We start from the raw sequence: 23165 nt of genomic DNA, 5'->3' as shown, positions 1-23165 counted from the left end.
TGGTCAGACCGATGGAGGGATTGAATTAACGGCAATTAACTAGTAATTACTTACCAGAACGACCTGCACGCTTACGATCGTTTTCTGTAAGAAGCTTCTTACGAATACGAACGCTTACTGGTGTTACTTCTACTAGTTCATCATCATCGATGAATTCTAGTGCCTGCTCAAGCGTGTGCTTGATAGCAGGAGAAAGTGTTTGCGCTTCATCAGTACCTGATGCACGAACGTTAGTCAGCTGCTTACCACGAAGACAGTTGATAGTCAGGTCGTTAGAACGGTTGTGAATACCGATGATCTGACCTTCATACACTTCATCACCGTGCTCAGAGAACAAACGGCCACGCTCTTGAAGGTTAAACAGTGAGTATGTTACCGCTTTACCCGTACCGTTAGAGATCAATACGCCGTTTGCACGTTGACCGATAGTACCGCCCTTGTGTGGACCGTAGTGATCAAACGAGTGGTAGATAAGGCCAGAACCAGACGTCATTGTTAGGAACTCAGTCTGGAAGCCGATAAGACCACGAGAAGGCATCATGAAGTCCATGCGAACACGGCCTTTACCATCTGGTGCCATATCTTTCAGTTCACCTTTACGGATACCGATGTTTTCCATGACACTACCCTGGTGCTCTTCCACCACGTCGATAGTTACCACTTCAAACGGTTCCATTAGCTGGCCGTCTTCTTCTTTCAGAATTACTTCTGGACGAGATACTGCTAGCTCGAAGCCTTCACGACGCATGTTTTCGATCAGGATAGACAGGTGAAGTTCACCACGGCCTGAAACACGGAAACGGTCTGGACTGTCAGTTTCTTCAACGCGTAGTGCAACGTTGTGTACCAATTCTTTCTGCAGACGCTCAAGGATGTTACGAGAAGTAACGAACTTACCTTCTTTACCCGCGAACGGAGAAGTGTTCACCTGGAAAGTCATGGTTACTGTTGGTTCATCAACAGAAAGAGCTGGCAGTGCTTCAACGGTGTTCACGTCACAGATAGTGTCTGAAATTTTCAGCTCACCAAGACCTGTGATAGCGATGATGTCGCCCGCTTTAGCTTCTTCAACTTCGTGACGCTCAAGACCTAGGTAGCCAAGAACTGTACCCACTTTACCGTTACGCTTCTTGCCTTCAGCATTAACGATTGTTACTTGCTGGTTTGGCTTAACAGAACCGCGAGTTACACGCGCAACACCGATAACACCAACATAAGAGCTGTAATCTAGCTGAGAGATTTGCATCTGTAGCGGGCCGTCAACGTCAACACTTGGTGCTGCAACGTTATCAACAACCGCTTGGAACAATGGTTCCATATCTTCGCCAGTAACGCCTTCTTCCATCGTTGCCCAGCCGTTTAGTGCTGAAGCATAAACTGTGGTGAAGTCTAGCTGTTCGTCAGTTGCGCCTAGGTTATCGAACAAGTCAAAGATTTGATCCATAACCCACTCAGGACGCGCGCCAGGACGGTCGATTTTGTTGATTACAACGATTGGCTTCAAGCCGTGCGCAAACGCTTTTTGCGTTACGAAACGTGTTTGAGGCATTGGACCGTCAACGGCATCAACGATAAGCAGAACAGAGTCAACCATAGACATGATACGCTCAACTTCACCACCGAAATCGGCGTGTCCTGGGGTATCTACGATGTTGATGCGGTAGTCATTCCAGTTAATTGCTGTGTTCTTAGCAAGAATGGTAATGCCACGCTCTTTCTCGATATCGTTCGAGTCCATTACACGCTCTTCGGCTTCACCGCGAGACTCTAATGTGCCAGACTGCTGAAGCAGTTTGTCAACCAAGGTAGTTTTACCGTGGTCAACGTGCGCAATAATTGCGATATTTCTTAATTTATCGATCAGTTGATTAGACATGGATTTCACATTCACTCAGAACATGCAGCGACCGGATGGCGCCACTTGGTTAAAAAAACGGCTCACAATCTAACAGATTTTACGCTAAAACCCACGTAATATGTGATTTATATCACCGCCTTTTTTTCCCCCCCTGTTTTTTCCCTGTTTTTTCCTGCTTTTCCTGCCAATAATTCTCACAAATAAGGCTCTATTTCCCGGTTCATTTTTCATCTCACTGATTGACAATATGCCGGGGTGGGCTAATGTAGATACGCGTCGCCCTGTCGGGAATGTTAGGCTCTTGCACCATAATGGTGCACTGATTCCCCACAATGGTGCGAATAAAGGAATTTTACGCCCCTCAAACGCCAAGAATGCGCTATTTTGGGGCTTTGAAAAGTTGGCACGGTTCTCGCTTATAACAAATCATGCGAGCGGACATCGCTCTCACCTATTTTGTTGCGGCCCGTTGCCCAATCTAACACCGGAGGTTACTCAAGATGTCAGTTGAAAACGTACTAGCGCTGATCCAGGAAAACGAAGTGAAGTTTGTTGACCTACGCTTTACCGATACCAAAGGTAAAGAGCAGCATATCTCTATCCCTTCTCACCAAATCGACGCTGACTTCTTTGAAGAAGGTAAAATGTTCGATGGTTCTTCAGTAGCTGGCTGGAAAGGTATCAACGAATCAGACATGGTGATGATGCCGGACGCAGCAAGCGCAGTGCTTGACCCATTCACTGAAGATGCGACGCTGAACATCCGTTGTGACATCCTCGAGCCTGCCACTATGCAAGGCTACGACCGTGACCCACGTTCTATCGCTAAGCGTGCTGAAGACTTCATGCGTTCAACGGGTCTTGCAGACACCGTATTGGTTGGCCCAGAGCCAGAATTCTTCCTGTTTGACGACGTGAAGTTCAACACTGACATGTCAGGCTCTTTCTTCAAAATTGATGATATCGAAGCCTCTTGGAACTCAGGTTCTGACATCGACGGCGGTAACAAAGGTCACCGTCCAGGCGTGAAAGGCGGTTACTTCCCAGTTGCCCCTGTCGATTCATCACAAGACATCCGTTCTGCTATGTGTTTGATCATGGAAGAAATGGGTCTCGTTGTTGAAGCACACCACCACGAAGTAGCCACTGCGGGTCAGAATGAAATCGCAACGCGTTTCAACACCCTGACAACCAAAGCAGATGAAATCCAAATCTACAAATACGTGGTGCACAACGTCGCACACGCATTTGGCAAAACAGCGACCTTCATGCCAAAACCACTTGTGGGTGATAACGGCAGCGGTATGCACGTTCACATGTCACTGAACAAAGACGGTCAAAACCTCTTTGCAGGCGACAAGTACGGCGGCCTCTCTGAAATGGCACTGTTCTACATCGGCGGTATCATCAAGCACGCACGTGCAATCAATGCGTTCGCGAACCCAGCAACGAACTCGTACAAGCGTCTTGTACCGGGTTACGAAGCGCCTGTTATGCTGGCTTATTCTGCCCGTAACCGTTCTGCGTCAATCCGTATCCCAGTGGTACCAAGCCCGAAAGCACGTCGTATCGAAGTACGCTTTGGTGATCCAGCGGCAAACCCATACTTGGCATTTGCAGCCATGCTAATGGCTGGCCTTGACGGTATTAACAACAAGATCCACCCTGGCGAAGCCATGGATAAAGACTTGTATGACCTACCGGCAGAAGAAGCCGCTGAGATTCCAAAAGTGGCTGAGTCACTTCAAGGTGCCCTACAGGCGCTTGACGAAGATCGCGAGTTCCTAACCACAGGCGGCGTGTTCTCTGATGACTTCATCGACTCTTACATCCAGCTAAAATCAGCCGATGTAGAGCGCATCAACATGGCAACACACCCACTAGAATTCGAACTGTACTACTCTGTATAAGTAACGTACTGAGAGAACTCGCTAGAGAATATGGCCAGCCTCACACGCTGGCCTTTTTTGTATTGCTGATCCTTCAATGCCTGCCAACAATAGACAGATCATCCACAGCCACGCCCTAAACTTATGAAAATACGTCACCTTACGCTCTTGATCGGCCTTGGACTTGTCACTGGCATGTCAGGCATGGCCGTGGCCGATACCATTTACACTTGGAAAGATGAAAATGGGGTCACCCACTTTACCGATCAGCCCAACCCCGAGGCGAAGGTACTGGATATCAAGCCGCCAAAACGCCAAAGTTCTCCCGATCCACAGTCCGACACCGCAGCCAACGATCCCACGGCACCGGCCAGCGGCGACGAGGATGAAGCAAACTTACCCAAAGCCGGCATTACCCTGCTAAGCCCCACCCACCAGCAAACCTTGCGCGATAACAGCGGCAATATTCAAGTCGCCGCCAGCAGTACTCGCCAATTGAAAAAAGGCCACACTGCCCGCTTGCTGCTGGATAGTAAAGTCGAAGGCCGCGCCCAAACCCAACTGCAGTGGCAACTGAACAACATCAATCGCGGCAGTCATACCCTGCAAGTCCAATTGCTCAAATACGGCAAGGTAATTGCATCGTCTGATAAAGTAACGGTTTACCTCCACCGTGCAGGCGTCAATCAGCGGCCAACCATTCCACAACCGCGCTAACGTTCTTCGCATATTTTCGTTCTCGATACCGGGTAGACACGCTACACTTGGATGCACCAATTTGGTGCGTTGATACTTTCATGCACCACCATGAATGGCATCCACAAGGACGGTAATTGTGACGGTCGAGTTTTCTTCCCTGATTGTAGATAATCTGGTGACGGCGATTGTGCTGCTGGATGAGCAGCTAACAATCCATTACGTCAATCCCGCCGCTGAGCAACTGCTCGCCTGCAGTAAGCGCCGCTTAGATCAGACTCGCCTGTCAGATATCTTGCAGCACAGCTCCCTCGAATTGAACTTGCTGCCCGCCATTCTGCACAGCGGACAAGGCTTGGCCGACAGCGATGTCACCTTTGTTATTGATGGTCGCCCCCATCGGCTTGAGCTCAATGCCAGCCCGTTATCGTGGCAGCGTGATTTACTGATTTTGCTCGAACTCAAGCCCATCGACCAACAACGTCGGATCAGCCAAGAGCTGAACCAACACGCCCAACAACAGGCCGCCAAAGAATTAGTCCGTGGCTTAGCCCATGAAATCAAAAACCCGCTGGGTGGGCTGCGTGGCGCCGCTCAACTGCTGGAAAAGACCTTACCGGATCCCAGCTATACCGAATACACCCAGATGATCATCGCCCAAGCCGACCGCTTGCGTAACTTGGTTGACCGCCTGCTCGGCCCCCAGCGTCCTGGCACCCGCCATGACGGCAATATCCATGCTGTACTGGAAAATGTCCGTCAACTGATCAGCCTCGACGGTGGAGAATGCCTGCATATCCATCGCGATTACGATCCGAGCCTGCCCGATTTCACCATGGATCCCGAGCAACTCGAACAAGCCATTCTCAATATTGTCAGTAATGCCGCCCAAGCGTTACACCCCCATGGCGGCGGCAATATCACGCTGAAAACCCGTACTGCTCACCAAGCCGTGATCCACGGCCAGCGCCACCGCGTGGCCGCTAAAATCGACATCATTGATGATGGCCCCGGAATCCCGCGGGATATCCAAGACACCTTGTTCTACCCCATGGTGACCGGGCGTGAAGGCGGCACCGGACTGGGCTTGTCTATTGCGCAAAACCTGATTGATCAGCATCAGGGAAAAATCGAAGTCGTGAGTTGGCCGGGGCACACCAAGTTCACGCTCTATCTGCCGATCAAATGACCCCCATCACGCTGAAAGGCATCAACAGAATCATTCGCTCCGCACCATGATGCGGGGCGTACAACACGAGGAATGCTCATGAGCAAAGGATTAATCTGGGTCGTCGATGATGACAGCTCAATCCGCTGGGTTCTCGATAAGACCCTCACCGCGGCCGGACTGGCCTGTGAGACGTTTGCCGATGCTGACAGTGTGATTGCCGCGCTAGAGCGTAGTGTGCCGGATGTGTTGGTGTCGGATATCCGCATGCCCGGCATGGATGGTCTGACGCTATTAAAAAATCTGCAACGCGACCACCCAACCCTGCCGGTGATCATCATGACCGCGCATTCCGATCTCGATGCGGCAGTCAATGCCTACCAAGAGGGGGCATTTGAGTACCTGCCAAAGCCGTTTGATATCGATGAAGCGGTGAATTTGGTTGAGCGTGCTGTCACCCACAGCCAAGAGCAGAAACGCCAGCAGCAGCCCGAGCCGCAAGCCCCTAACGCACCGGAAATCATCGGTGAAGCCCCGGCCATGCAGGAAGTGTTTCGTGCCATTGGCCGCCTGTCTCGCTCGTCAATTTCCGTGTTGATCAACGGCGAATCTGGCACCGGTAAAGAGCTGGTTGCCCATGCACTGCATCGCCATAGCCCGCGCAGCCACAACGCCTTCATCGCCCTGAACATGGCCGCGATCCCCAAAGATTTAATTGAATCCGAATTGTTTGGCCACGAAAAAGGCGCCTTCACCGGCGCCAACAGTGTGCGCCAAGGCCGCTTTGAGCAAGCCAACGGCGGCACTCTGTTTTTGGATGAAATCGGCGACATGCCGTTGGATATCCAAACCCGCCTATTACGAGTATTGGCGGATGGCCAGTTCTACCGCGTCGGGGGACACTCGCCAGTCAATGTGGATGTGCGGATCATCGCCGCTACCCACCAGCACTTAGAGAAATTGGTTGCTCAGGGGGATTTTCGTGATGATTTGTTCCATCGCCTGAACGTGATCCGCATTCACTTGCCGTCACTCAAAGATCGGCGCCAGGATATCCCACAGCTTACGCGCCATTTTCTACAACGTGCCTCTGACGAATTGGGCGTGGAAGCCAAAACCTTGCACGGTGACACCGAACAATTGCTCACCACCTTGGCGTGGCCGGGCAACGTGCGTCAGTTGGAAAACACCTGCCGCTGGTTGACCGTGATGGCCAGTGGCAATGAAATCCTGCCGGCCGATCTGCCGGCCGAACTGCTGACTCCCACCTCGGCGGAAACGGGGGATACACGCCCGCAGCACTGGCACCATGCGCTGGAGCAATGGGCGCTGGATAACCTGCGTCAAGGCCAGCACAACCTGTTAGGTGACGCGTTACCGGAGTTTGAAAAGATCTTGCTGGAAGCGGCGTTGACCCATACCCATGGCCACAAACAAGAAGCGGCCCGTCTGCTCGGGTGGGGGCGCAATACCCTGACCCGCAAACTCAAAGAGCTGAATGTAACCTGCGACTAAACCCGTAATGGTCAATGACAGCCACTCAAGCCAAAAACAACCAACCACAGCGAATCATGCCGACACACTCACCGCCTGAGCGTGTCGGCGCCGGTGTATCAACCGCCCCCAGTAAGCATCAACACAGTTTCTTCCTCCATCAACACGCTTCCTCATTAACTATAATGATTGTCATTGTCGACTTGCGTATACTGTTCAACCAGTTTTTTGTGGGATAAGCATAATGATTACTAAACAGCTTCCTTTAACGGATCTTCACCGTCACCTTGATGGCAACATCCGTATTCAAACCATTCTTGAACTTGGCCAGCAGTTTGGGATGACCCTACCCGGCCATGATGTAGAGTCACTGCGTCCACACGTACAAATCGTCGAAGCCGAGCCAAGCTTGGTCGCCTTCTTATCCAAACTGGACTGGGGTGTCGCGGTACTGGGTGATCTGGATGCGTGTCGTCGCGTCGCGTATGAAAACGTGGAAGATGCCTTAAACGCACAGATTGACTACGCAGAACTGCGCTTTTCCCCTTACTACATGGCGATGAAGCACAACCTGCCTGTGGCCGGTGTGGTCGAAGCCGTGGTCGATGGCGTGCGTGCCGGTTGCCGTGACTTCGGTGTCCGCGCCAACCTGATCGGCATCATGAGTCGTACCTTTGGCACAGCAGCCTGCCAACAAGAACTCGACGGCCTGCTGAGCCAGAAAGACCATTTAGTGGCGATCGATCTGGCCGGTGATGAACTCGGCCAGCCGGGTGAGCAGTTTGTCTCTCACTTTAAGCAAGTGCGCAATGCCGGCCTGAACGTAACCGTACACGCGGGCGAAGCCGCAGGCCCTGAAAGCATGTGGCAAGCGATCCGTGATTTGGGCGCGGTGCGCATCGGTCACGGCGTGAAAGCGATTCACGATCCCAAGCTGATGGACTACTTGGCACAGCACAAGATCGGCATCGAGTCGTGCATCACCTCTAACATTCAAACCAGCACCGTGGCCTCTTTTGCCTCACACCCGGTCAAAGCCTTTTTGGAACACGGCATTCTGGCTTGCTTGAACACCGATGATCCGGCCGTCGAAGGCATTGAGCTGCCGCACGAGTACAACGTCGCAGCTCCCCAAGTGGGCCTGACACCCGCACAGATCCGCCAAGCACAGATCAACGGTCTGGAACTGGCGTTCTTGTCTGACAGCGAAAAACAAGCACTTAAAGATAAAGCCGCGCAACGCTAATTATCGCTTTATCAACAAATCGCCTCGGGGCGGATGTTTTTTAACCGCCCCCATTCCATTCCTGTCTTTTTTGCGTAAAATGCCCCCACTATCAGGCCATCCTGAATAAGAACTGTCTTGTTGCACTCGGCTGAACCATGCATCAGCCACGTATAAACCGTGTAGCGACAACGACGCGTTCTCCCCCTTTTTTGCTTCACACACCTCTGGGAACCACCATGCTGGAATCACTCTTTTCCTTCAGCGTGGCAATGCCAGCGATCAGTGAACTTGCCGCCAATGGTCCAGGCCATTTTGCCGCAGGGGTACTGGCGCTGATTGCCGCGGTGAACATGTTTAACGGCTAAACGTCGTCACACATCGCATAAAAAAAGCCCCCTTGCTGATTGGCAAGGGGGCTTTTTCTTGTCTGACTGACGCTATCGCCGGCGATTAAATCACGCGGGAGAACTGCTGCTGACGGGCACGATCACGCAGGTATTTATCGAAACACATGCAGATATTACGGATCAACAAGCGGCCTTTCAGAGCCACGGTGATCGAGGTGTCATCCACCGCCACCAAGTCATCATTGATGAAGGTTTTCAGCAAACCAAGATCTTCCGCAAAGTAGCTATCGAAGTCGATATTAAAGCGCTGTTCAATCTCAGCTTTGTTTAGCTGGAAATTACAAATTAACGACTTGATCACTTCACGGCGCAACAAGTCATCGGCATCCAATGACACACCTTTCCACAACGCTTCACGCTTCTCATCCACGTTAGTGTAGTAGTGTTTCAGCTCTTTCTGGTTTTGCGCATAGCAATTGCCGATCATGGAAATCGCCGATACCCCTAACCCCAGCAAATCACACTCACCTTGCGTGGTATAACCCTGGAAATTACGGTGCAAAATGCCCTCACGCTGCGCGACCGCCAACTCATCATCAGGCAGTGCGAAGTGATCCATCCCGATGAACTGGTAACCGGCACCGGTTAAGGTCGCAATCGTGTCTTGCAGGATCGCCAGTTTTTCTGTCGCCCCCGGCAAATCTTCATCTTTGATTTTACGCTGGGCAGCAAACAAGGTCGGCATGTGGGCATAGTTAAAAATTGACAAACGCCCCGGACGCATGGTCAGCACTTGTTCAAGGGTGTCAGCAAACAAGGCTTGCGTCTGCTTTGGTAAACCATAGATCAAGTCCAGATTGGTGGAACGGAAACCCAGTTCGCGGGCACGTTCGACCATGGCAAAAATGAAGGCTTCATCTTGCTCACGGTTCACCAGCTTCTGCACTTCTTTGTTGAAGTCTTGCACCCCAATGCTCAGGCGGTTAAAGCCTTCACCACGCAGGTGATCGAGGATATCCAACTCAATCTCACGGGGGTCAACTTCAATACTGATCTCCGCATCGGCGGCAAAGCGGAACTGATCACGCAACAAGTCCATCAAGCGGCTGATCTGCGCCTTGGTCAAAAAGGTCGGTGTACCGCCGCCCCAATGCAATTGGCTCACTTCACGATCGCCCAGCAAGGTCGCACGTTGGCGAATTTCCTGCTCTAACGCATCCAAATACTGGTCGGCTTTATGCTGGTGACGGGTGATAATTTTGTTACAGCCACAGTAATAACAAAGCTTGTGACAGAACGGAATGTGGACATACAGCGAAAGTTTGCGATCCGGGTATTGGGCGCAAGCCATATCAAATTCCGCAGGGGTGAATGCCTCATGGAATTCCAAAGCGGTCGGGTAAGAGGTATAGCGCGGGCCGGAGTAATTGTACTTCTCGATAACGGCCTGATCCCAAATAATCTGCGTCTCTGACATGACATACTTCCACTAAATAGAGAGGGAAAAAAGTACAAGCTATCGAGTGTGCCATAACTCAATAACAATGTAGATAAAAGTTCATGGCGCTGTCGCGCCAATAAAAAATCCCCCCGCTCTACGGAGTATAGCGAAGGGGATTTTAGAGGGTACTTGACGGTCAGGCAGTCGCTTTACCGGCAAGGATGTGCTCAAGCTCGGCCTTGATGGCATCGAGCAAGCGGGCTTCGGTTTTCATTCGCTGTAAATCAAGCGTCATACGCTCTTTTTTCGCCAGCGACTTGCGCGCATCACCGCGAGGCATGTCTTTAACGACATCGTAAAGCGCATACATCGCCGGATACTGGGTCGCAAAATCCACATGCTGATCGCCCTGCAACACTTCCATCAGTTTATACAGACGGATCGTGATTTCAGACATATCACACTGATCTTGCTTACCCGCCTCTGCAATGATCATCACGCTTTCCATGATGTTGGCATTACGCTGTTTAATGCCTTCTACTTGCTGTTGCTCTGCCCGCAGCAAAAAAGCCTGATGGCGTTTATGCTGCTGGTACACTTTCAACCACAAATAGGCGGCATAGCTCGCCAACATAGCAATGATCAAACCGGCCAATCCTAGCCAAAGCGTCATATCCTGCAAGGGTTACTCCTTGTCGAAATCGTCAAAGTCCATGTTTTCAAATGCATCCAGCAAATCGTCGTCAGAGCGTGGGCCCGACGTCTTAACTGGCGCTGTCTCTGCAACCGCTTCTGGCGCATCGTCCTCCAACAGACCCAACTGGCTCATCAGGCGTTCGATACGATCGAGCTTCTGATCCACTTGTTTCTGTAGGCCTGCACCCAGTTTTTCACCGGCATCAATGCGATCCAACAACACCATCAATTGCGCGTCATTCTCTAGCATCGCCAGTTCCTGCTCGGCACTTAGGCGGCGTTCTTTCTTCGTTTGCGGCTTCTTCGGTTCAACAATCAGCGGCACAAGCTTCTTACTGCCGTGACGAGGATCTTTCGCCTGAGCGGCTTTACGTGCACTACCTGCTTCAATCACAGAGTGACGGCTACCTGATTTCAGGCCTTTACGCTTGCGGTCTTTCTTACGCTGCAAACTGTCACGATCAACGTCGTTACGGCTTTTCTCAGAGTAAACTGCAGGACCTTCTGTTCCTACCTTGCGTGTTCTTTTCTTACGTGTCATTACTGGGTTTTCCTCAGCAAAATTACATCATTCCCAACAAACTCAACGTCCAGACCGTCTCTTTGGGCCAAGTAATGGAACGTTTCGCGGCTAAAAAAGCTCACGTGGGTTGGGTCGTTCTTGTAATGCCATTGCGCAAAGGCATCTGCATCTTTTGCTAACTTGGTCATTAATCCTAGCCATCCGCCAGGTTTAACCAGACCAAGTAGCAGCCCCCATTCCTTCGCAGGCGTATAAAAGTGTTCAATCGCCTCGGTACAGGTCACAAAGTCATACTGTGCGTCCAATACCTCAGGGTGAGCCGCAAAATAAGGATCATAAATCGCCATGTGATGACCTGCCTCAGCCAGCATCAATGACAACGTTGGCCCTGGGCCACAACCAAAATCCAATCCGTGAGAGGCCGGTGCGACACGTTCAAGCATCGGTGCCGCCAAGCGATTTAAAAAGCCACGGTAACCGTGATCCTCGGGATCATTCTCATGAAGATCATAGTGGGCTTTTTCTTCTTCCGGTGACAATCGTGCTGCTGGATCCGCAAAGATCAGGGCACATTCTCCACAGCGGAAATACTGACGTCGCTTGTCCTGATGAAACGTCTCAGCGCCATGACGTTGGCACAGTGGACACGTCTGCATGGCTGCTCTCCTGTAAAGGCATTGACCGTGGCACTACCACGGCATTTTATGAAGCGGCGTATAATAGCAGATTTGATTGAGAAATGTGCACTCCCTGCGCAACGCGAAACCGCGAGGCACAAAAAAAGGCAGCGCCGCTGCCTTTTCATCCCTCGTACTTGCTTGACCATTCGGTCATCAAGCGGGATCAGTGCAAGCCGCCCACATAATGAGACAGAGCAGAAATTTCTTTATCTGTCAGCTTTGTGGCCACCGCGCGCATCATGGCATTCATGTCGTTGCCACGTTGTCCGTCACGGAATTTTTCCAACTGCAGTTGTACGTACTCGGCATTTTGGCCAGAGATTTTCGGGAAGCCAGACAGGCTGGTACCGTTACCGCGTGGGCCATGACAGGCCGTACAAGCGGTAATACCTCGCTCTGGATCACCGGCGCGGTAAAGGGTTTGACCCACTTCGACGGAGACTTCCGGCGTCGTGTTATCGGAAATAGGCAGTGAGGCATAATAAGCAGCCAGATCCGCCATGTCTTGTTCGGTCAATGGCATCACCATACCGCCCATGACGGCATCTTGGCGTCCTTGTTGCCCACCCGTTGACATCGCTAGCTTGAAATCTTTCAGCTGTTTTTCCAAATAGCCGGCATGCTGGCCTGCAATTTTCGGATATTGGGCCATAATTCCATTGCCGTCTGCACCATGACAGGCGGCGCATGTTGCTGCTTTCATCTTGCCAGCGTCTGCATCACCCTGAGCCCAGGCGGAGCAACTGGCCAGAAGGGTCAATATCAGTGCTAATTTCTTCATGACATTCCATTTATAATTATTGAGCTTCCAGTACCACAAGTAATGCTCAGTGACATGGTATACAATGCGACCACTAACCGAGCTCGGTTTTCTTATATTTTACACAATTTCACATAAAAGTAATCAGTCGACTACATGAAGACTTGACGGAGTTAACAGTGAATCAACCTCTCAACTATAGAAACACCAAATTTATCACAAGTGCGCCCTCAATCCGTCAACTTCCGACGGACGCAGGCGTTGAGATTGCATTTGCTGGCCGCTCCAACGCAGGTAAGTCAAGCGCGTTAAACCGTATTACCGATCAAAAAAACCTGGCTCGTACCTCAAAAACACCGGGCCGTACCCAGCTGATTAACATGTTTGAAGTGGTACCGGGCTGTAACCTGATCGACTTACCAGGCTACGGCTTTGCACAGGTTCCATTGGCAATGAAGCTTAAGTGGCAGGAGTCACTGGGTGAGTACCTGCAAAAGCGTGAGTGTTTGCAGGGCTTAGTGGTATTGATGGACATCCGTCATCCACTGAAAGATTTGGATCAGCAGATGATCATGTGGGCGATTGAGAGCCGCCTACCTGTGCTTGTACTACTGACCAAAGCCGACAAATTAAAGAGTGGTGTACGCAAACAGCAGTTGATGAAAGTGCGTGAAACCGTGGCCACCTTCGGCGGTGATGTGCAGGCAGAAGTCTTCTCGTCACTGAAAGGTATCGGTGTGGATCAAGTGCGCCGCCAGCTAGATGCATGGTGTGCCCCTGAGCTAGAGCGCCAACGTGCCATCATGGAAGACGATCACGGTGACGAGGCGTAATCGCCACGTTTCCCCCGATCACCCAACACCCTAAAAGGCGCCATAAGGCGCCTTTTTTCTGTCTCGAATTTGACTGCGCTGACGGTTTCTCTCCACCGAATGCGGGGCATAAAAATACCCCACCGGTATCGTGGGGCAATGGGAGAGAAATAGGAGTTTTTTAGTTTTTGTGTTGAAAGCATCATGGATTTACCCGCCTAAATCAAGCAATTTATCCTGTTCGACTTCACCTTTTACAACATATAAACCGAGCCATCATAACCTTCCATCAACCTTCAGATGGACTTTTAGCGGCTTCATTGTGCTTTCAGGGTGAAGTTGTTTTTTTTAGAAAAATAAGAAGGTGGGAATAGCGCAGCATGACAGCCTGAGTGGAATAAAATTACATTTGGCTATCATCGGGCGAAAAAAAAGCCACCGTCAATGTGAGGGTGGCCATTTCATGGATGTGTTGGCTAGCCGGCAAAATGGCCCGCTACCAAAAACAAATATGAACAAGAAGCGACCGTCATTATACCCGTCCCGCGCCTAACATTAAAGTAAATGCTCTAATTTTAATGCCTAATCAGAGAAAGACAGACGCACAACGTCAGACGCCAATAAAAACGGCATACGATAAGAGAATAGTCGAAAAAAAAGTCAATCAGTCACGGGATCGCGGGGAGATTAAAACGTATGAAGAGGGAAAAACGAGCAGGAAAGGCGCGTTAGGTCGGCACAATAAAAAACGCCCTGGCCAAACGACCAGGGCGGCTGAATCAGCCAAATCCAATAACGTGAAACAAAAGGTCTGAAAGATAGAACATCTTACCTCTGTACCCTACGTCATTAACTGTATATCAATTGCTCAGCGTTGAAAAGCGCTTTTGTAGTTTTTTTTCAACAATTCGTAAGTAATTTCTACAATCAGTAACTTTTTTGTATGTTTATTTTTTATAAAAAAATAGTCAGCAAAAGCTGACTATTCTCTCAACAACCAGGGTGAAATCGCTGTTTTTTAGTGCGCTTGCTCCCAGTTATCACCCATACCCGCCTCTGCAATCAAAGGCACATCCAACGTCGCCGCCGACGCCATCAGGCGCTGAATCTCAACAGAAACGTTCTCTACTTCCGACTCTTGTACTTCAAATACAAGTTCATCGTGTACTTGCATTAATAGGCGTACCCGATCGGCCGGTTGCTCCGCAATCCATGTGTCCACCAACAACATGGCTTTCTTGATGATATCCGCAGCCGTGCCCTGCATTGGGGCATTGATCGCGGCACGTTCTGCGGCTTTACGGCGCATCCCGTTACGAGATTGGATTTCAGGCAGGTAAAGACGACGACCAAAAATCGTTTCAACATACCCCTGTGCCGACGCCGCGCTGCGGGTGTCTTCCATGTACTGCATCACACCCGGGTAACGCTCGAAGTAGGTGTCCATGTACACCTGCGCTTCACCCCGCGAGATACCAAGCTGCTTCGCCAAACCAAACGCACTCATACCGTAAATCAAACCAAAGTTAACGGCTTTGGCGCGACGGCGCTGCTCGCTAGAGACGTGTTCAATGTCGATGCCCATAATTTCAGCGGCGGTGGCGGCATGAATATCTTTGCCGTGACGGAACGCATCCAATAGCGCTTGGTCACCCGAGAGGTGCGCCATAATACGCAATTCAATTTGCGAGTAATCGACCGCCAGAATTTTATAGCCCGCCGGTGCGACGAAGGCTTGACGAATACGACGCCCTTCTTCGTTACGAACAGGGATGTTCTGCAAGTTTGGATCGGTGGACGACAAACGCCCTGTCGCGGTGACCCCTTGGTGATAAGAGGTATGCACGCGGCCCGTTGATGGGTTGATCATCTTCGGTAGTTTGTCGGTGTAGGTCGATTTCAGTTTCGCCAGACCACGGTATTCCAAAATCAGCTTCGGTAGCGGGTAGTCCAACGCCAATTCTTGCAGCACTTCTTCATTGGTTGACGGCGTGCCTGATGGGGTCTTCTTGATCACCGGCAGCGCCATTTTTTCGAACAGGATCGCTTGCAGCTGTTTGGGCGAATTCATGTTGAATTCTTGCTCAGCAATCTCGTAGGCTTGCTTCTCCAGCGTTTCAAGACGGGCCGCAATTTCGACCGACTGCGCGCTCAGCTTCATGTCATCAATCAGCACACCAGTCCGTTCAATACGCGATAATACCGGCACAAGCGGCATTTCGATGTCGTCATACACAGATTTGAGTTTTTCATCTTGCTCGATGTGCGCAGACAGACGGTTGTGCAAACGTAGCGTGACATCCGCATCTTCTGCCGCATAAGGGGCCGCTTGTTCCAGATCGATCTGGTTAAAGGTCAGCTGATTTTTGCCTTTACCGGCAATTTGCTCAAATGAAATGCAGCTATGTTGCAGGAAGCGCAAAGCCAAGCTATCCATGTCGTGTTTGCCGCCGACACTGTTGTACACGTAAGACGCCAGCATGGTGTCATGCTTAATGCCTTTCATCTCAATGCCGTAACGGGCCAACACAGAGGCATCGTATTTCAGGTTCTGACCCACTTTTGCTTGCGCGTCATCTTCTAAGATCGGTTTCAGCTGTGCCAATACCCAATCACGGTCTAGCTGCTCAGGCGCATCCAAGTAGTCGTGTGCCACGGGCACATAAGCCGCCACGCCTTCTTCCGTAGCAAATGACAGACCAACCAAGTTCGCGACCATGTAATCCAAGCTGTCCGTTTCCGTATCAAACGCAAACAGCTCAGCGGCTTTCAGTTTGTCGAGCCACACATTGAACGTGGCTTCATCCAAAATGGTTTCGTACTGGCTGCGGTCGATGTTCACCGCCGAGGTATCCATATCCGCGTGAGCGGTTGCAGACGCTGACGCACCGCGTACCGAACCGGTTGACTCATCCGCTTCAACCACACCAGTACCGCCATCGAGCAAATCGTTCAGCCAAGATTTGAAGGTAAGCTGCCCAAACAATTTGATCAATGCATCAACGCTTGGCTCAGCTTTGAGTAGCGAGTCAGGCGTATCTTCCAGCTCAACATCCAACTTGATAGTCGCCAGTTCATACGACAGCATGGCGTTGTCTTTATTATCAATCAGCTTCTTCGCCATGGTTTTCGAGCCACGGAAGCCCAGTGCGGCAATATCATCCAAGCGTTCGTACAGCGTACTCAAGCCGCCGATCCCTTGTAGCAGTGCCGTTGCCGTTTTTTCACCGACGCCCGGTACGCCCGGGATGTTATCCACTTTATCGCCCATCAACGCTAAATAGTCGATGATCAATTCTGGTGGAATACCAAACTTCTCAATCACACCCTCGCGATCCATCACTACGTTCGTCATGGTGTTGATCAAGGTAACGTTATCATCAACAAGCTGCGCCATATCTTTATCGCCAGTGCTGATCAAAACAGGCATGCCTTGTTGTGACGCTTGATACGCCAACGTACCAATCACGTCATCCGCTTCGACACCAGGAATACAAATCAACGGCAGCCCCATCGCACGAATTACGTTGTGCAGCGGTTCAATTTGGCAACGCAAATCATCCGGCATCGGGGGACGGTTCGCCTTATAGTCCGGATACATATCGTCACGGAAGGTTTTACCCTTTGCATCGAACACCACCGCGATACGATCAGACGCAAATTGGCGCATCATACTGCGCAACATGTTCACGACACCATACACAGCGTTGGTTGGGATCTCACCGTTACTCATGGTACCTGGGTAAGCATGAAAAGCGCGGTACAGATAAGAGGATCCATCAATCAAAATGAGGGGATTTTCAGGGATAGTCGCCATAAAGAGATTCTTATATCCGGGGGATGAAAGAGATAGTTCACTAGGATGCCATGACTACTGGCAACTGTTAACTGCTGATTTCCCTTCCCCGTCAGTCATCTGTGGATAAGTTTGTTAGTATTTCAATTTAACCCATTGATCAATTTTTCAAAAAAACTTAAGTTTTTTATAAAAAACAATATAAAACAATAAGATAAAATATCACCCTCAAAAGGATCTTCGATCGTGTAATGATCATCTCTTGTGGAAAAAGTTAACAGACCGATCGAAAATATGCTAAATCACGCGTAAAAACCATCAATTCTGAACATAAAGGGAGCCATTATGAAAAAGATCGCTGCCATTTTGAGCGGTTCTGGCATCTTTGACGTCCCAGCCTCTCATGATGCCGTCTTATCGCGCTATACCATTGAGCAGGAAGGCCCTCGCTGACACGGTTTTGCCCCGAACATTCCCCTGCCGTTGTGATTCCCCCGATCACAACGGCAGAAATGGCAGATAGATACCTATTTTGATCGCAATCGGATACGACAAGTACGATCAAGACGGATCCTGACACCGCATGAGGATTCAGACGTTGGATCAAAAGTGGGATGGCGATGACACAAGACATAGAGCAAGAAAAAGCGACAGGAAGAAAAGAAAAAAGCGGCGCTACATTCTCGCGAATAGGACGGAGAAGGTAGCTGCCGCTTAGCATAAGAGGTTGCCATTTTTAGCCCTACACTAAAAAACTAACCCTAGCTAAAGTACACTGGAAGCAATGTGAGCAATGTCGTGCCTTCAGACGAGCAGTGTTGTGTTTCCCTCCTCGCTGAGTGCAATGTAATAATAACCATTCTCATTTGAGATGCAAGCACTTATTGAGAACTATTTTCATTTAATTGCTTTACAAAGTGCAGCCGGAAGTCTTGGATCCCGTCTTTTTTCTCGATGTCTTCAATCTGATAGCCGTTCCTCAACAGCAGGCGCAGCATGGCCGCAAAGCGATTGCGCGACTTCACACGCAGCATGTCATAGCCCTGCGTGATCGCCCACGCTTCTTGTGCTTCCAATAAGGCTTGTGCCACCCCTTGCTGGCGTCCCGCCGGAGCCACACCGCCTAACCAACTATAAAAACACTGCGACGATAAGGGGTAACCGATCTTCACACCCACCGCCTCGCCAGCCACATAAGCAATCAAAATCAAGCTGCCCGTGGCGGGCAAACGGGCCGTTAACGCGGCAGTATCAGCAGGATGGGCAAACTCTTCAATGCGGCACAACACGGCAACCGCTTCGGCAATACTGGCTTCTCGAATATGCATGTATTTTCCTTCTCACAATCCACAATCCACACACCGCACACGATGTCACGTTGTCGGGATATAAAAAAGGCCAGCAAACGCTGACCTCAAATAACACTTACACGTTGATGGCGCTAAAGCAACAGACTTACATCTGCAGCGTTTTGGCCTCATCACTGGCAGACTGGCGAGCAGGTGACAAGGTGGTCAAATGCTTGATCAGCATATTGAGTAACACCCCGTACATCGGCACAAACAAGCCCAAGCTAATGATCAGCTTAAAGCTGTAATCCACCAACGCGATCTCTACCCAGTTCGCCGCCATAAATGGATCCGGACTGTTGTAGAACGCGATAGTAAAGAACGCCAGAGTATCCAGCGCATTACCCAGTAATGTGGAGCACGTCGGTGCCACCCACCACTGTCGGGTTTGACGTAGGCGATTAAAGACCGAGACATCCATGATCTGACCTAATAGGTACGCCATGAAACTCGCCATCGAAATACGTGCGACAAACAGATTAAACTCCCCCAGATGGGCCAGCCCCTGATACTCACCTTGATAGAACAGTACCGATAATCCATAGGAAATCGCCAGTGCTGGCACCATCACACGCAAGATGATCTTACGTGCCATGCCCGCCCCGAAGATCCGCACAGTCAGATCGGTGGCTAGAAAAATAAAGGGAAACGTAAAGGCACCCCAAGTGGTATGAAAACCGAACACGGTAAACGGTAGCTGCACAAGGTAGTTACTCGATGCGATGATCAGTAAATGGAATAACACAAGGAATGAAAGGGCTTTGCGCTGCTGCGCAGGAGAAAATTGAGACGTCGTCATTTAAGACCTTTTTGTCATTGGGGGAGAGGGAACCCAAAACACTGCCGCCCGAATTCATTCGGTGGCAGCAACCGAAGGCGGCGATTATACAGAAACCGTAGCGGTTGCCTAGCGGATCATCACTTCGGCTAATTGTGAGGCTAAAAACGCCAATGTTTCTTCACTGTCGGCCAAGCCTTCCAACCATAATTGGCCACTGTAATGCTCACCTTTAAGCAAGAGCTGACAGCCTTCAAAATCCACCAGCCACACATGCAGATCGGCATTCACTTCTTGCTGCATGACGGTCATGCCCAGCATCGTCACCAAGGGGGTGGCGACTGTAGCAAAGCTGTCAAAATCAAACGCGGGCGCGTCGATTTCCACCACGCGTCCCACAAGATCAATCCGTCGACACGTATATTCATCAATATGATCGGTCATGCGCTTTTTCCTCGCTATCCTCGTCTGCGGTTTAATAGCCGCCTTCGTCACCGGTTGTCAGGTGGTTTTCAATCACGGATAAAAATACGTTGCCGTATTTTTCCAGCTTACGTTGCCCCACGCCGTTCACTGCCAGCATTTCTCCGGCAGACGTCGGTAACCGCTCCGCCATTTCCATCAAACTGGCATCATTAAACACCACGTACGGCGGTAAATCTTCTTCATCCGCAATGGCTTTTCGCACTTTACGCAACTTGGCAAACAGCTTTTTGTCATACTGACGGTTCGCTAATTTATCGCTTTTCGCACTGCGGGCGGCAATGTCTAAACGCGGCACAGCCAGCGACAAACTGACCTCACTGCGCAGCACGGCCCGGGCTTTTTCCGTCAACTGCAAGGTCGAACTGCGCAACATGTTCTGCACCAAAAAACCGCGGTGTATCAACTGACGCAAAATACTGACCCAGAATTCATGGCTGTGTTCACGGCCGATCCCGTAGGTACTGATTTTCTCATGGCCGTGTTCACGGATCCGCTGGTTTTGCATGCCTCGTAGCACTTCCACCACATGGTTAATACCAAAGCTTTGGTTCACACGGTACACACACGACAACGCTTTTTGTGCCACTTCCAGCGCATCAAAATGCTTGGGCGGATCCAGACAAATATCGCAGTTGCCACATGGCGTTTCGCGTTCTTCCCCAAAATAGTTCAGTAACACCTGACGGCGACAGGTTTGCGCTTCCGCAAAGGCCCCCATGGCGTTCAATTTATGGCTTTCCACCAGCTTTTGCGCGCCCTCAGGTTTGTCATCCACACAGCGGCGTAACCACGTCAAATCAGACGGATCGTAAAACATCACCGCTTCTGCGGGGAGGCCATCACGGCCGGCGCGACCGGTTTCCTGATAGTAAGATTCGATATTACGCGGAATATCATAGTGCACGACAAAACGGACATTGGGTTTGTTGATCCCCATGCCAAACGCGACGGTGGCGACCACAATATTCAGATCATCGCGCTGAAACGCATCTTGCACCCGCACCCGCTCATCGTGCTCCAAGCCGGCATGGTAAGCGGCCACACGTAGCCCTTGATCGCGCAACTTGTCGCTGATCTGCTCCACCCGTTTACGGCTGTTGCAGTAAATGATCCCACTCTGCCCGCGTACATCCGCCAAATAACGCGTCAGCTGTGCCATCGGCTTGTACTTTTCTTGCAAGGTGTAGCGAATATTAGGGCGGTCAAAACTGCCCAAATAAATGTGGGGATCCTGCAAAGCCAAGCGCGCCAGAATGTCTTGGCGTGTGGCTTCATCGGCCGTGGCGGTTAACGCCATCACCGGTAAGGTAGGAAAATGCTGACGCACCCGGCCTAGCTCGGCATATTCCGGCCGGAAGTCATGCCCCCACTGGGAGATACAGTGCGCTTCATCCACCGCCAGAAGTGCCAATGGCATAGCCTGTAAGCGTTCCATGAACTCACGGCTCAGCATCCGCTCAGGGGCGACATACACCAGCTTGAGTTCTCCGTTTTCCATCGCACGAAACGTCGCTTGCATCGCCTCGCGAGATTGGGTGGAGTTGATGCAGGCGGCTGCCACGCCGTTAGCCTGTAGCTGGTCGACCTGATCTTTCATCAAGGAGATCAACGGGGAGATCACCACCGTTAACCCGTCAAGCAGCAAGGCTGGAATTTGATAACACAACGATTTACCGCCACCCGTGGGCATGATCACCACACTGTCTTGTCCGGCGAGCGCGGCATCAATCACAGCCTGCTGACCGGCTCGGAAGGTTTGATAGCCAAACACCGCTTGCAAAACTTGCTCACTGGATGCGGGGCTGTCGGTCTGATAAGCCAGATTTGATGACAGGTTTGATGACATAATTCCACTCGTTGCGGGTGATCGTTGTGCGTGCCATCACCGCACCGCTTGGCGCGTCGACAACACATAAGACCGGCTATTCTATACCATTCAGATCGGCGATGGGAGCAAGGCACCAAGCATTCGCGCATAGCATTACGCATAGTATTGCCCTGAGACTCGCTTTATACTGCCCGCCATTCGACCACTCAGACGGATCTGATGGCATTGCCCCCGCTCTGACTCACTGTGTTAGGACATCATGGACGCGCAGCACAACTCAACCCAACGCGGGATCCTCCTTGCGTTAGCCGCTTATACCATGTGGGGGATCGCCCCTATTTATTTCAAGTCATTGCACCATGTTAGCGCGCTGGAAATTCTCAGTCACCGCGTGATTTGGTCGGTGCTCTTTCTCGCAGGATTACTGGCTGTCAGTCGCGGCTGGCACCGTGTTCGCGCCCTGCTGCGACAACCCAAACAACTGCTGATGTTGACCGTCTCCGCCTTATTCATCGGTACCAACTGGCTGATTTTCATCTGGGCGGTCAACAACAACCACATGCTCAATGCCAGCTTAGGCTATTACATCAACCCGCTGATCAATGTGGTATTGGGGATGGTATTTCTTGGCGAGCGATTACGGCCTTTGCAATGGTTCGCCGTGGCGTTGGCGGGCGGTGGGGTCATGGTGCAATTAATTCAATTTGGCTCTCTGCCGTGGATCGCCTTGGCACTGGCCACCAGCTTTGGTTGCTATGGCTTGCTGCGCAAAAAAATCAATGTCGACGCCGCCACCGGCCTGTTTCTGGAAACCATCATCTTGCTGCCGCTGGCATTGTTTTATGTGCTGATCATGGCCGACAGTCCCACCGCTGACTGGGGCGCTAATCCCCTGTCTACCAATCTGCTGCTGGTCGCGGCGGGCATTGTTACCACCTTGCCGTTGTTGTGCTTTACCGGTGCGGCGACCAAACTGAAACTCTCGACACTGGGCTTTTTCCAGTACATTGGCCCAAGCTTGATGTTTTTGCTCGCCATCAACCTGTACGGGGAGCCGTTTACCGCGGATAAAGGCTACACCTTTGCCTTCATCTGGGGTGCCCTGCTGGTGTTCATTGCCGATGCGCTGCGTCATCATCGCCGGGTCGGTAGGGGGCAAGCAACCACTCCCCCTACCGCCTAACGGCATACGCAACGGCGCATTACCATGCCGTAAAATACCGATGTAAAACCACAAGGCCGCGTATTTTTTACAAGCGGCCTCGTCATATTTATGGTGTACTTCCACTTTACTCTTCGGCGCACTAACGCACCTATCGTTACCCTGCGTCTATTG

At 50.9% G+C, this 23165-nt stretch carries 20 protein-coding genes; 8 read left to right on the top strand and 12 right to left on the bottom strand.

Features of this window, described 5'->3' with window-relative positions:
• Window positions 1-46 precede the first annotated feature (46 nt).
• Entirely contained in the window at window positions 47-1876 is a 1830-nt protein-coding gene (gene typA / locus L4C36_RS09650) for a translational GTPase TypA (protein ID WP_428477588.1), read from the bottom strand.
• A 482-nt stretch (window positions 1877-2358) separates the two neighbouring features.
• On the opposite strand from typA, the gene glnA reads away from it, so the two are divergent.
• The 6 genes from glnA (at window position 2359) to L4C36_RS09620 (ending at window position 8698) form a co-directional block, all read left to right on the top strand.
• Window positions 2359-3768: a glutamate--ammonia ligase gene (gene glnA, locus L4C36_RS09645; protein WP_428477587.1), complete on the top strand. Its 1410-nt coding sequence runs from the start codon at window positions 2359-2361 to the stop codon at window positions 3766-3768.
• Window positions 3769-3891: 123 nt separating this feature from the next.
• Window positions 3892-4464, top strand: coding sequence for a DUF4124 domain-containing protein (locus L4C36_RS09640; RefSeq protein ID WP_428477586.1), 573 nt, complete (start codon window positions 3892-3894; stop codon window positions 4462-4464).
• Window positions 4465-4558: 94 nt separating this feature from the next.
• Window positions 4559-5632, top strand: coding sequence for a nitrogen regulation protein NR(II) (gene glnL / locus L4C36_RS09635; protein WP_428477585.1), 1074 nt, complete (start codon window positions 4559-4561; stop codon window positions 5630-5632).
• Between the two features lie 78 nt (window positions 5633-5710).
• Window positions 5711-7126: a nitrogen regulation protein NR(I) gene (glnG, locus tag L4C36_RS09630; RefSeq protein ID WP_428477584.1), complete on the top strand. Its 1416-nt coding sequence runs from the start codon at window positions 5711-5713 to the stop codon at window positions 7124-7126.
• Window positions 7127-7349: 223 nt separating this feature from the next.
• Window positions 7350-8351: an adenosine deaminase gene (gene add / locus L4C36_RS09625; RefSeq protein ID WP_428477583.1), complete on the top strand. Its 1002-nt coding sequence runs from the start codon at window positions 7350-7352 to the stop codon at window positions 8349-8351.
• A gap of 218 nt (window positions 8352-8569) precedes the next feature.
• Window positions 8570-8698 (top strand): hypothetical protein, encoded by a 129-nt coding sequence (locus L4C36_RS09620; protein ID WP_268248450.1) that lies wholly within the window; start codon window positions 8570-8572, stop codon window positions 8696-8698.
• 85 nt (window positions 8699-8783) lie between these two features.
• Here L4C36_RS09620 and hemN read toward each other — a convergent pair whose 3' ends face one another.
• The 5 genes from hemN to L4C36_RS09595 all read right to left on the bottom strand — a co-directional run bounded on the left by hemN (window position 8784) and on the right by L4C36_RS09595 (window position 12801).
• The gene (gene hemN, locus L4C36_RS09615; RefSeq protein ID WP_428477582.1) at window positions 8784-10157 is read right to left on the bottom strand and encodes an oxygen-independent coproporphyrinogen III oxidase; all 1374 of its coding nucleotides are present in this window, start codon (window positions 10155-10157) and stop codon (window positions 8784-8786) included.
• Between the two features lie 160 nt (window positions 10158-10317).
• Window positions 10318-10794 carry a DUF2489 domain-containing protein gene (locus tag L4C36_RS09610; protein ID WP_428477619.1) on the bottom strand — a complete coding sequence of 159 codons (477 nt, stop codon included), beginning with the start codon at window positions 10792-10794 and terminating at the stop codon, window positions 10318-10320.
• A gap of 12 nt (window positions 10795-10806) precedes the next feature.
• Entirely contained in the window at window positions 10807-11358 is a 552-nt protein-coding gene (gene yihI, locus L4C36_RS09605; protein ID WP_428477581.1) for a Der GTPase-activating protein YihI, read from the bottom strand.
• Window positions 11358-11996, bottom strand: coding sequence for a class I SAM-dependent methyltransferase (locus tag L4C36_RS09600; RefSeq protein WP_428477580.1), 639 nt, complete (start codon window positions 11994-11996; stop codon window positions 11358-11360). The genes yihI and L4C36_RS09600 overlap by 1 nt, the downstream gene beginning before the upstream one ends.
• Before the next feature lie 187 nt (window positions 11997-12183).
• Window positions 12184-12801: a c-type cytochrome gene (locus L4C36_RS09595; RefSeq protein WP_428477579.1), complete on the bottom strand. Its 618-nt coding sequence runs from the start codon at window positions 12799-12801 to the stop codon at window positions 12184-12186.
• Window positions 12802-12959: 158 nt separating this feature from the next.
• Here L4C36_RS09595 and yihA point away from each other — a divergent pair, with 158 nt between their 5' ends.
• The gene (gene yihA / locus L4C36_RS09590) at window positions 12960-13613 is read left to right on the top strand and encodes a ribosome biogenesis GTP-binding protein YihA/YsxC (protein WP_428477578.1); all 654 of its coding nucleotides are present in this window, start codon (window positions 12960-12962) and stop codon (window positions 13611-13613) included.
• Window positions 13614-14371: 758 nt separating this feature from the next.
• Here the strand turns inward: yihA and spfP are convergent.
• The 6 genes from spfP to recQ form a co-directional block, all read right to left on the bottom strand.
• Entirely contained in the window at window positions 14372-14419 is a 48-nt protein-coding gene (spfP, locus tag L4C36_RS23895; protein WP_438616993.1) for a small protein SpfP, read from the bottom strand.
• A 191-nt stretch (window positions 14420-14610) separates the two neighbouring features.
• Window positions 14611-17409 (bottom strand): DNA polymerase I, encoded by a 2799-nt coding sequence (gene polA / locus L4C36_RS09585; protein WP_428477577.1) that lies wholly within the window; start codon window positions 17407-17409, stop codon window positions 14611-14613.
• Between the two features lie 860 nt (window positions 17410-18269).
• Window positions 18270-18716: a GNAT family N-acetyltransferase gene (locus L4C36_RS09580; protein ID WP_428477576.1), complete on the bottom strand. Its 447-nt coding sequence runs from the start codon at window positions 18714-18716 to the stop codon at window positions 18270-18272.
• A gap of 127 nt (window positions 18717-18843) precedes the next feature.
• The gene (locus tag L4C36_RS09575; RefSeq protein ID WP_428477575.1) at window positions 18844-19536 is read right to left on the bottom strand and encodes a 7-cyano-7-deazaguanine/7-aminomethyl-7-deazaguanine transporter; all 693 of its coding nucleotides are present in this window, start codon (window positions 19534-19536) and stop codon (window positions 18844-18846) included.
• Between the two features lie 108 nt (window positions 19537-19644).
• Window positions 19645-19959, bottom strand: a complete 315-nt coding sequence (locus tag L4C36_RS09570; RefSeq protein ID WP_428477574.1) for a DUF3630 family protein — start codon at window positions 19957-19959, stop codon at window positions 19645-19647.
• A 31-nt stretch (window positions 19960-19990) separates the two neighbouring features.
• Window positions 19991-21847 carry an ATP-dependent DNA helicase RecQ gene (gene recQ, locus L4C36_RS09565; RefSeq protein WP_428477573.1) on the bottom strand — a complete coding sequence of 619 codons (1857 nt, stop codon included), beginning with the start codon at window positions 21845-21847 and terminating at the stop codon, window positions 19991-19993.
• A gap of 241 nt (window positions 21848-22088) precedes the next feature.
• Here recQ and rarD point away from each other — a divergent pair, with 241 nt between their 5' ends.
• The gene (rarD, locus tag L4C36_RS09560) at window positions 22089-23012 is read left to right on the top strand and encodes an EamA family transporter RarD (protein ID WP_428477572.1); all 924 of its coding nucleotides are present in this window, start codon (window positions 22089-22091) and stop codon (window positions 23010-23012) included.
• Window positions 23013-23165: the final 153 nt, after the last annotated feature.

The organism is Photobacterium japonica, from assembly GCF_050337005.1.
Lineage (GTDB): Bacteria > Pseudomonadota > Gammaproteobacteria > Enterobacterales > Vibrionaceae > Photobacterium > Photobacterium japonica.
Note: the sequence above shows the minus strand (reverse complement) of the source record. Positions and strands in the feature narration are given on the sequence as shown.

What these genes read in the sequence shown, in the direction of transcription:
- typA (WP_428477588.1), bottom strand. Translation starts at nt 1,876, where the DNA reads ATGTCTAATCAACTGATCGATAAATTAAGAAATATCGCAATTATTGCG.
- glnA (WP_428477587.1), top strand. Translation starts at nt 2,359, where the DNA reads ATGTCAGTTGAAAACGTACTAGCGCTGATCCAGGAAAACGAAGTGAAG.
- L4C36_RS09640 (WP_428477586.1), top strand. Translation starts at nt 3,892, where the DNA reads ATGAAAATACGTCACCTTACGCTCTTGATCGGCCTTGGACTTGTCACT.
- glnL (WP_428477585.1), top strand. Translation starts at nt 4,559, where the DNA reads ATGGCATCCACAAGGACGGTAATTGTGACGGTCGAGTTTTCTTCCCTG.
- glnG (WP_428477584.1), top strand. Translation starts at nt 5,711, where the DNA reads ATGAGCAAAGGATTAATCTGGGTCGTCGATGATGACAGCTCAATCCGC.
- add (WP_428477583.1), top strand. Translation starts at nt 7,350, where the DNA reads ATGATTACTAAACAGCTTCCTTTAACGGATCTTCACCGTCACCTTGAT.
- L4C36_RS09620 (WP_268248450.1), top strand. Translation starts at nt 8,570, where the DNA reads ATGCTGGAATCACTCTTTTCCTTCAGCGTGGCAATGCCAGCGATCAGT.
- hemN (WP_428477582.1), bottom strand. Translation starts at nt 10,157, where the DNA reads ATGTCAGAGACGCAGATTATTTGGGATCAGGCCGTTATCGAGAAGTAC.
- L4C36_RS09610 (WP_428477619.1), bottom strand. Translation starts at nt 10,794, where the DNA reads ATGACGCTTTGGCTAGGATTGGCCGGTTTGATCATTGCTATGTTGGCG.
- yihI (WP_428477581.1), bottom strand. Translation starts at nt 11,358, where the DNA reads ATGACACGTAAGAAAAGAACACGCAAGGTAGGAACAGAAGGTCCTGCA.
- L4C36_RS09600 (WP_428477580.1), bottom strand. Translation starts at nt 11,996, where the DNA reads ATGCAGACGTGTCCACTGTGCCAACGTCATGGCGCTGAGACGTTTCAT.
- L4C36_RS09595 (WP_428477579.1), bottom strand. Translation starts at nt 12,801, where the DNA reads ATGAAGAAATTAGCACTGATATTGACCCTTCTGGCCAGTTGCTCCGCC.
- polA (WP_428477577.1), bottom strand. Translation starts at nt 17,409, where the DNA reads ATGGCGACTATCCCTGAAAATCCCCTCATTTTGATTGATGGATCCTCT.
- L4C36_RS09580 (WP_428477576.1), bottom strand. Translation starts at nt 18,716, where the DNA reads ATGCATATTCGAGAAGCCAGTATTGCCGAAGCGGTTGCCGTGTTGTGC.
- L4C36_RS09575 (WP_428477575.1), bottom strand. Translation starts at nt 19,536, where the DNA reads ATGACGACGTCTCAATTTTCTCCTGCGCAGCAGCGCAAAGCCCTTTCA.
- L4C36_RS09570 (WP_428477574.1), bottom strand. Translation starts at nt 19,959, where the DNA reads ATGACCGATCATATTGATGAATATACGTGTCGACGGATTGATCTTGTG.
- recQ (WP_428477573.1), bottom strand. Translation starts at nt 21,847, where the DNA reads ATGTCATCAAACCTGTCATCAAATCTGGCTTATCAGACCGACAGCCCC.
- rarD (WP_428477572.1), top strand. Translation starts at nt 22,089, where the DNA reads ATGGACGCGCAGCACAACTCAACCCAACGCGGGATCCTCCTTGCGTTA.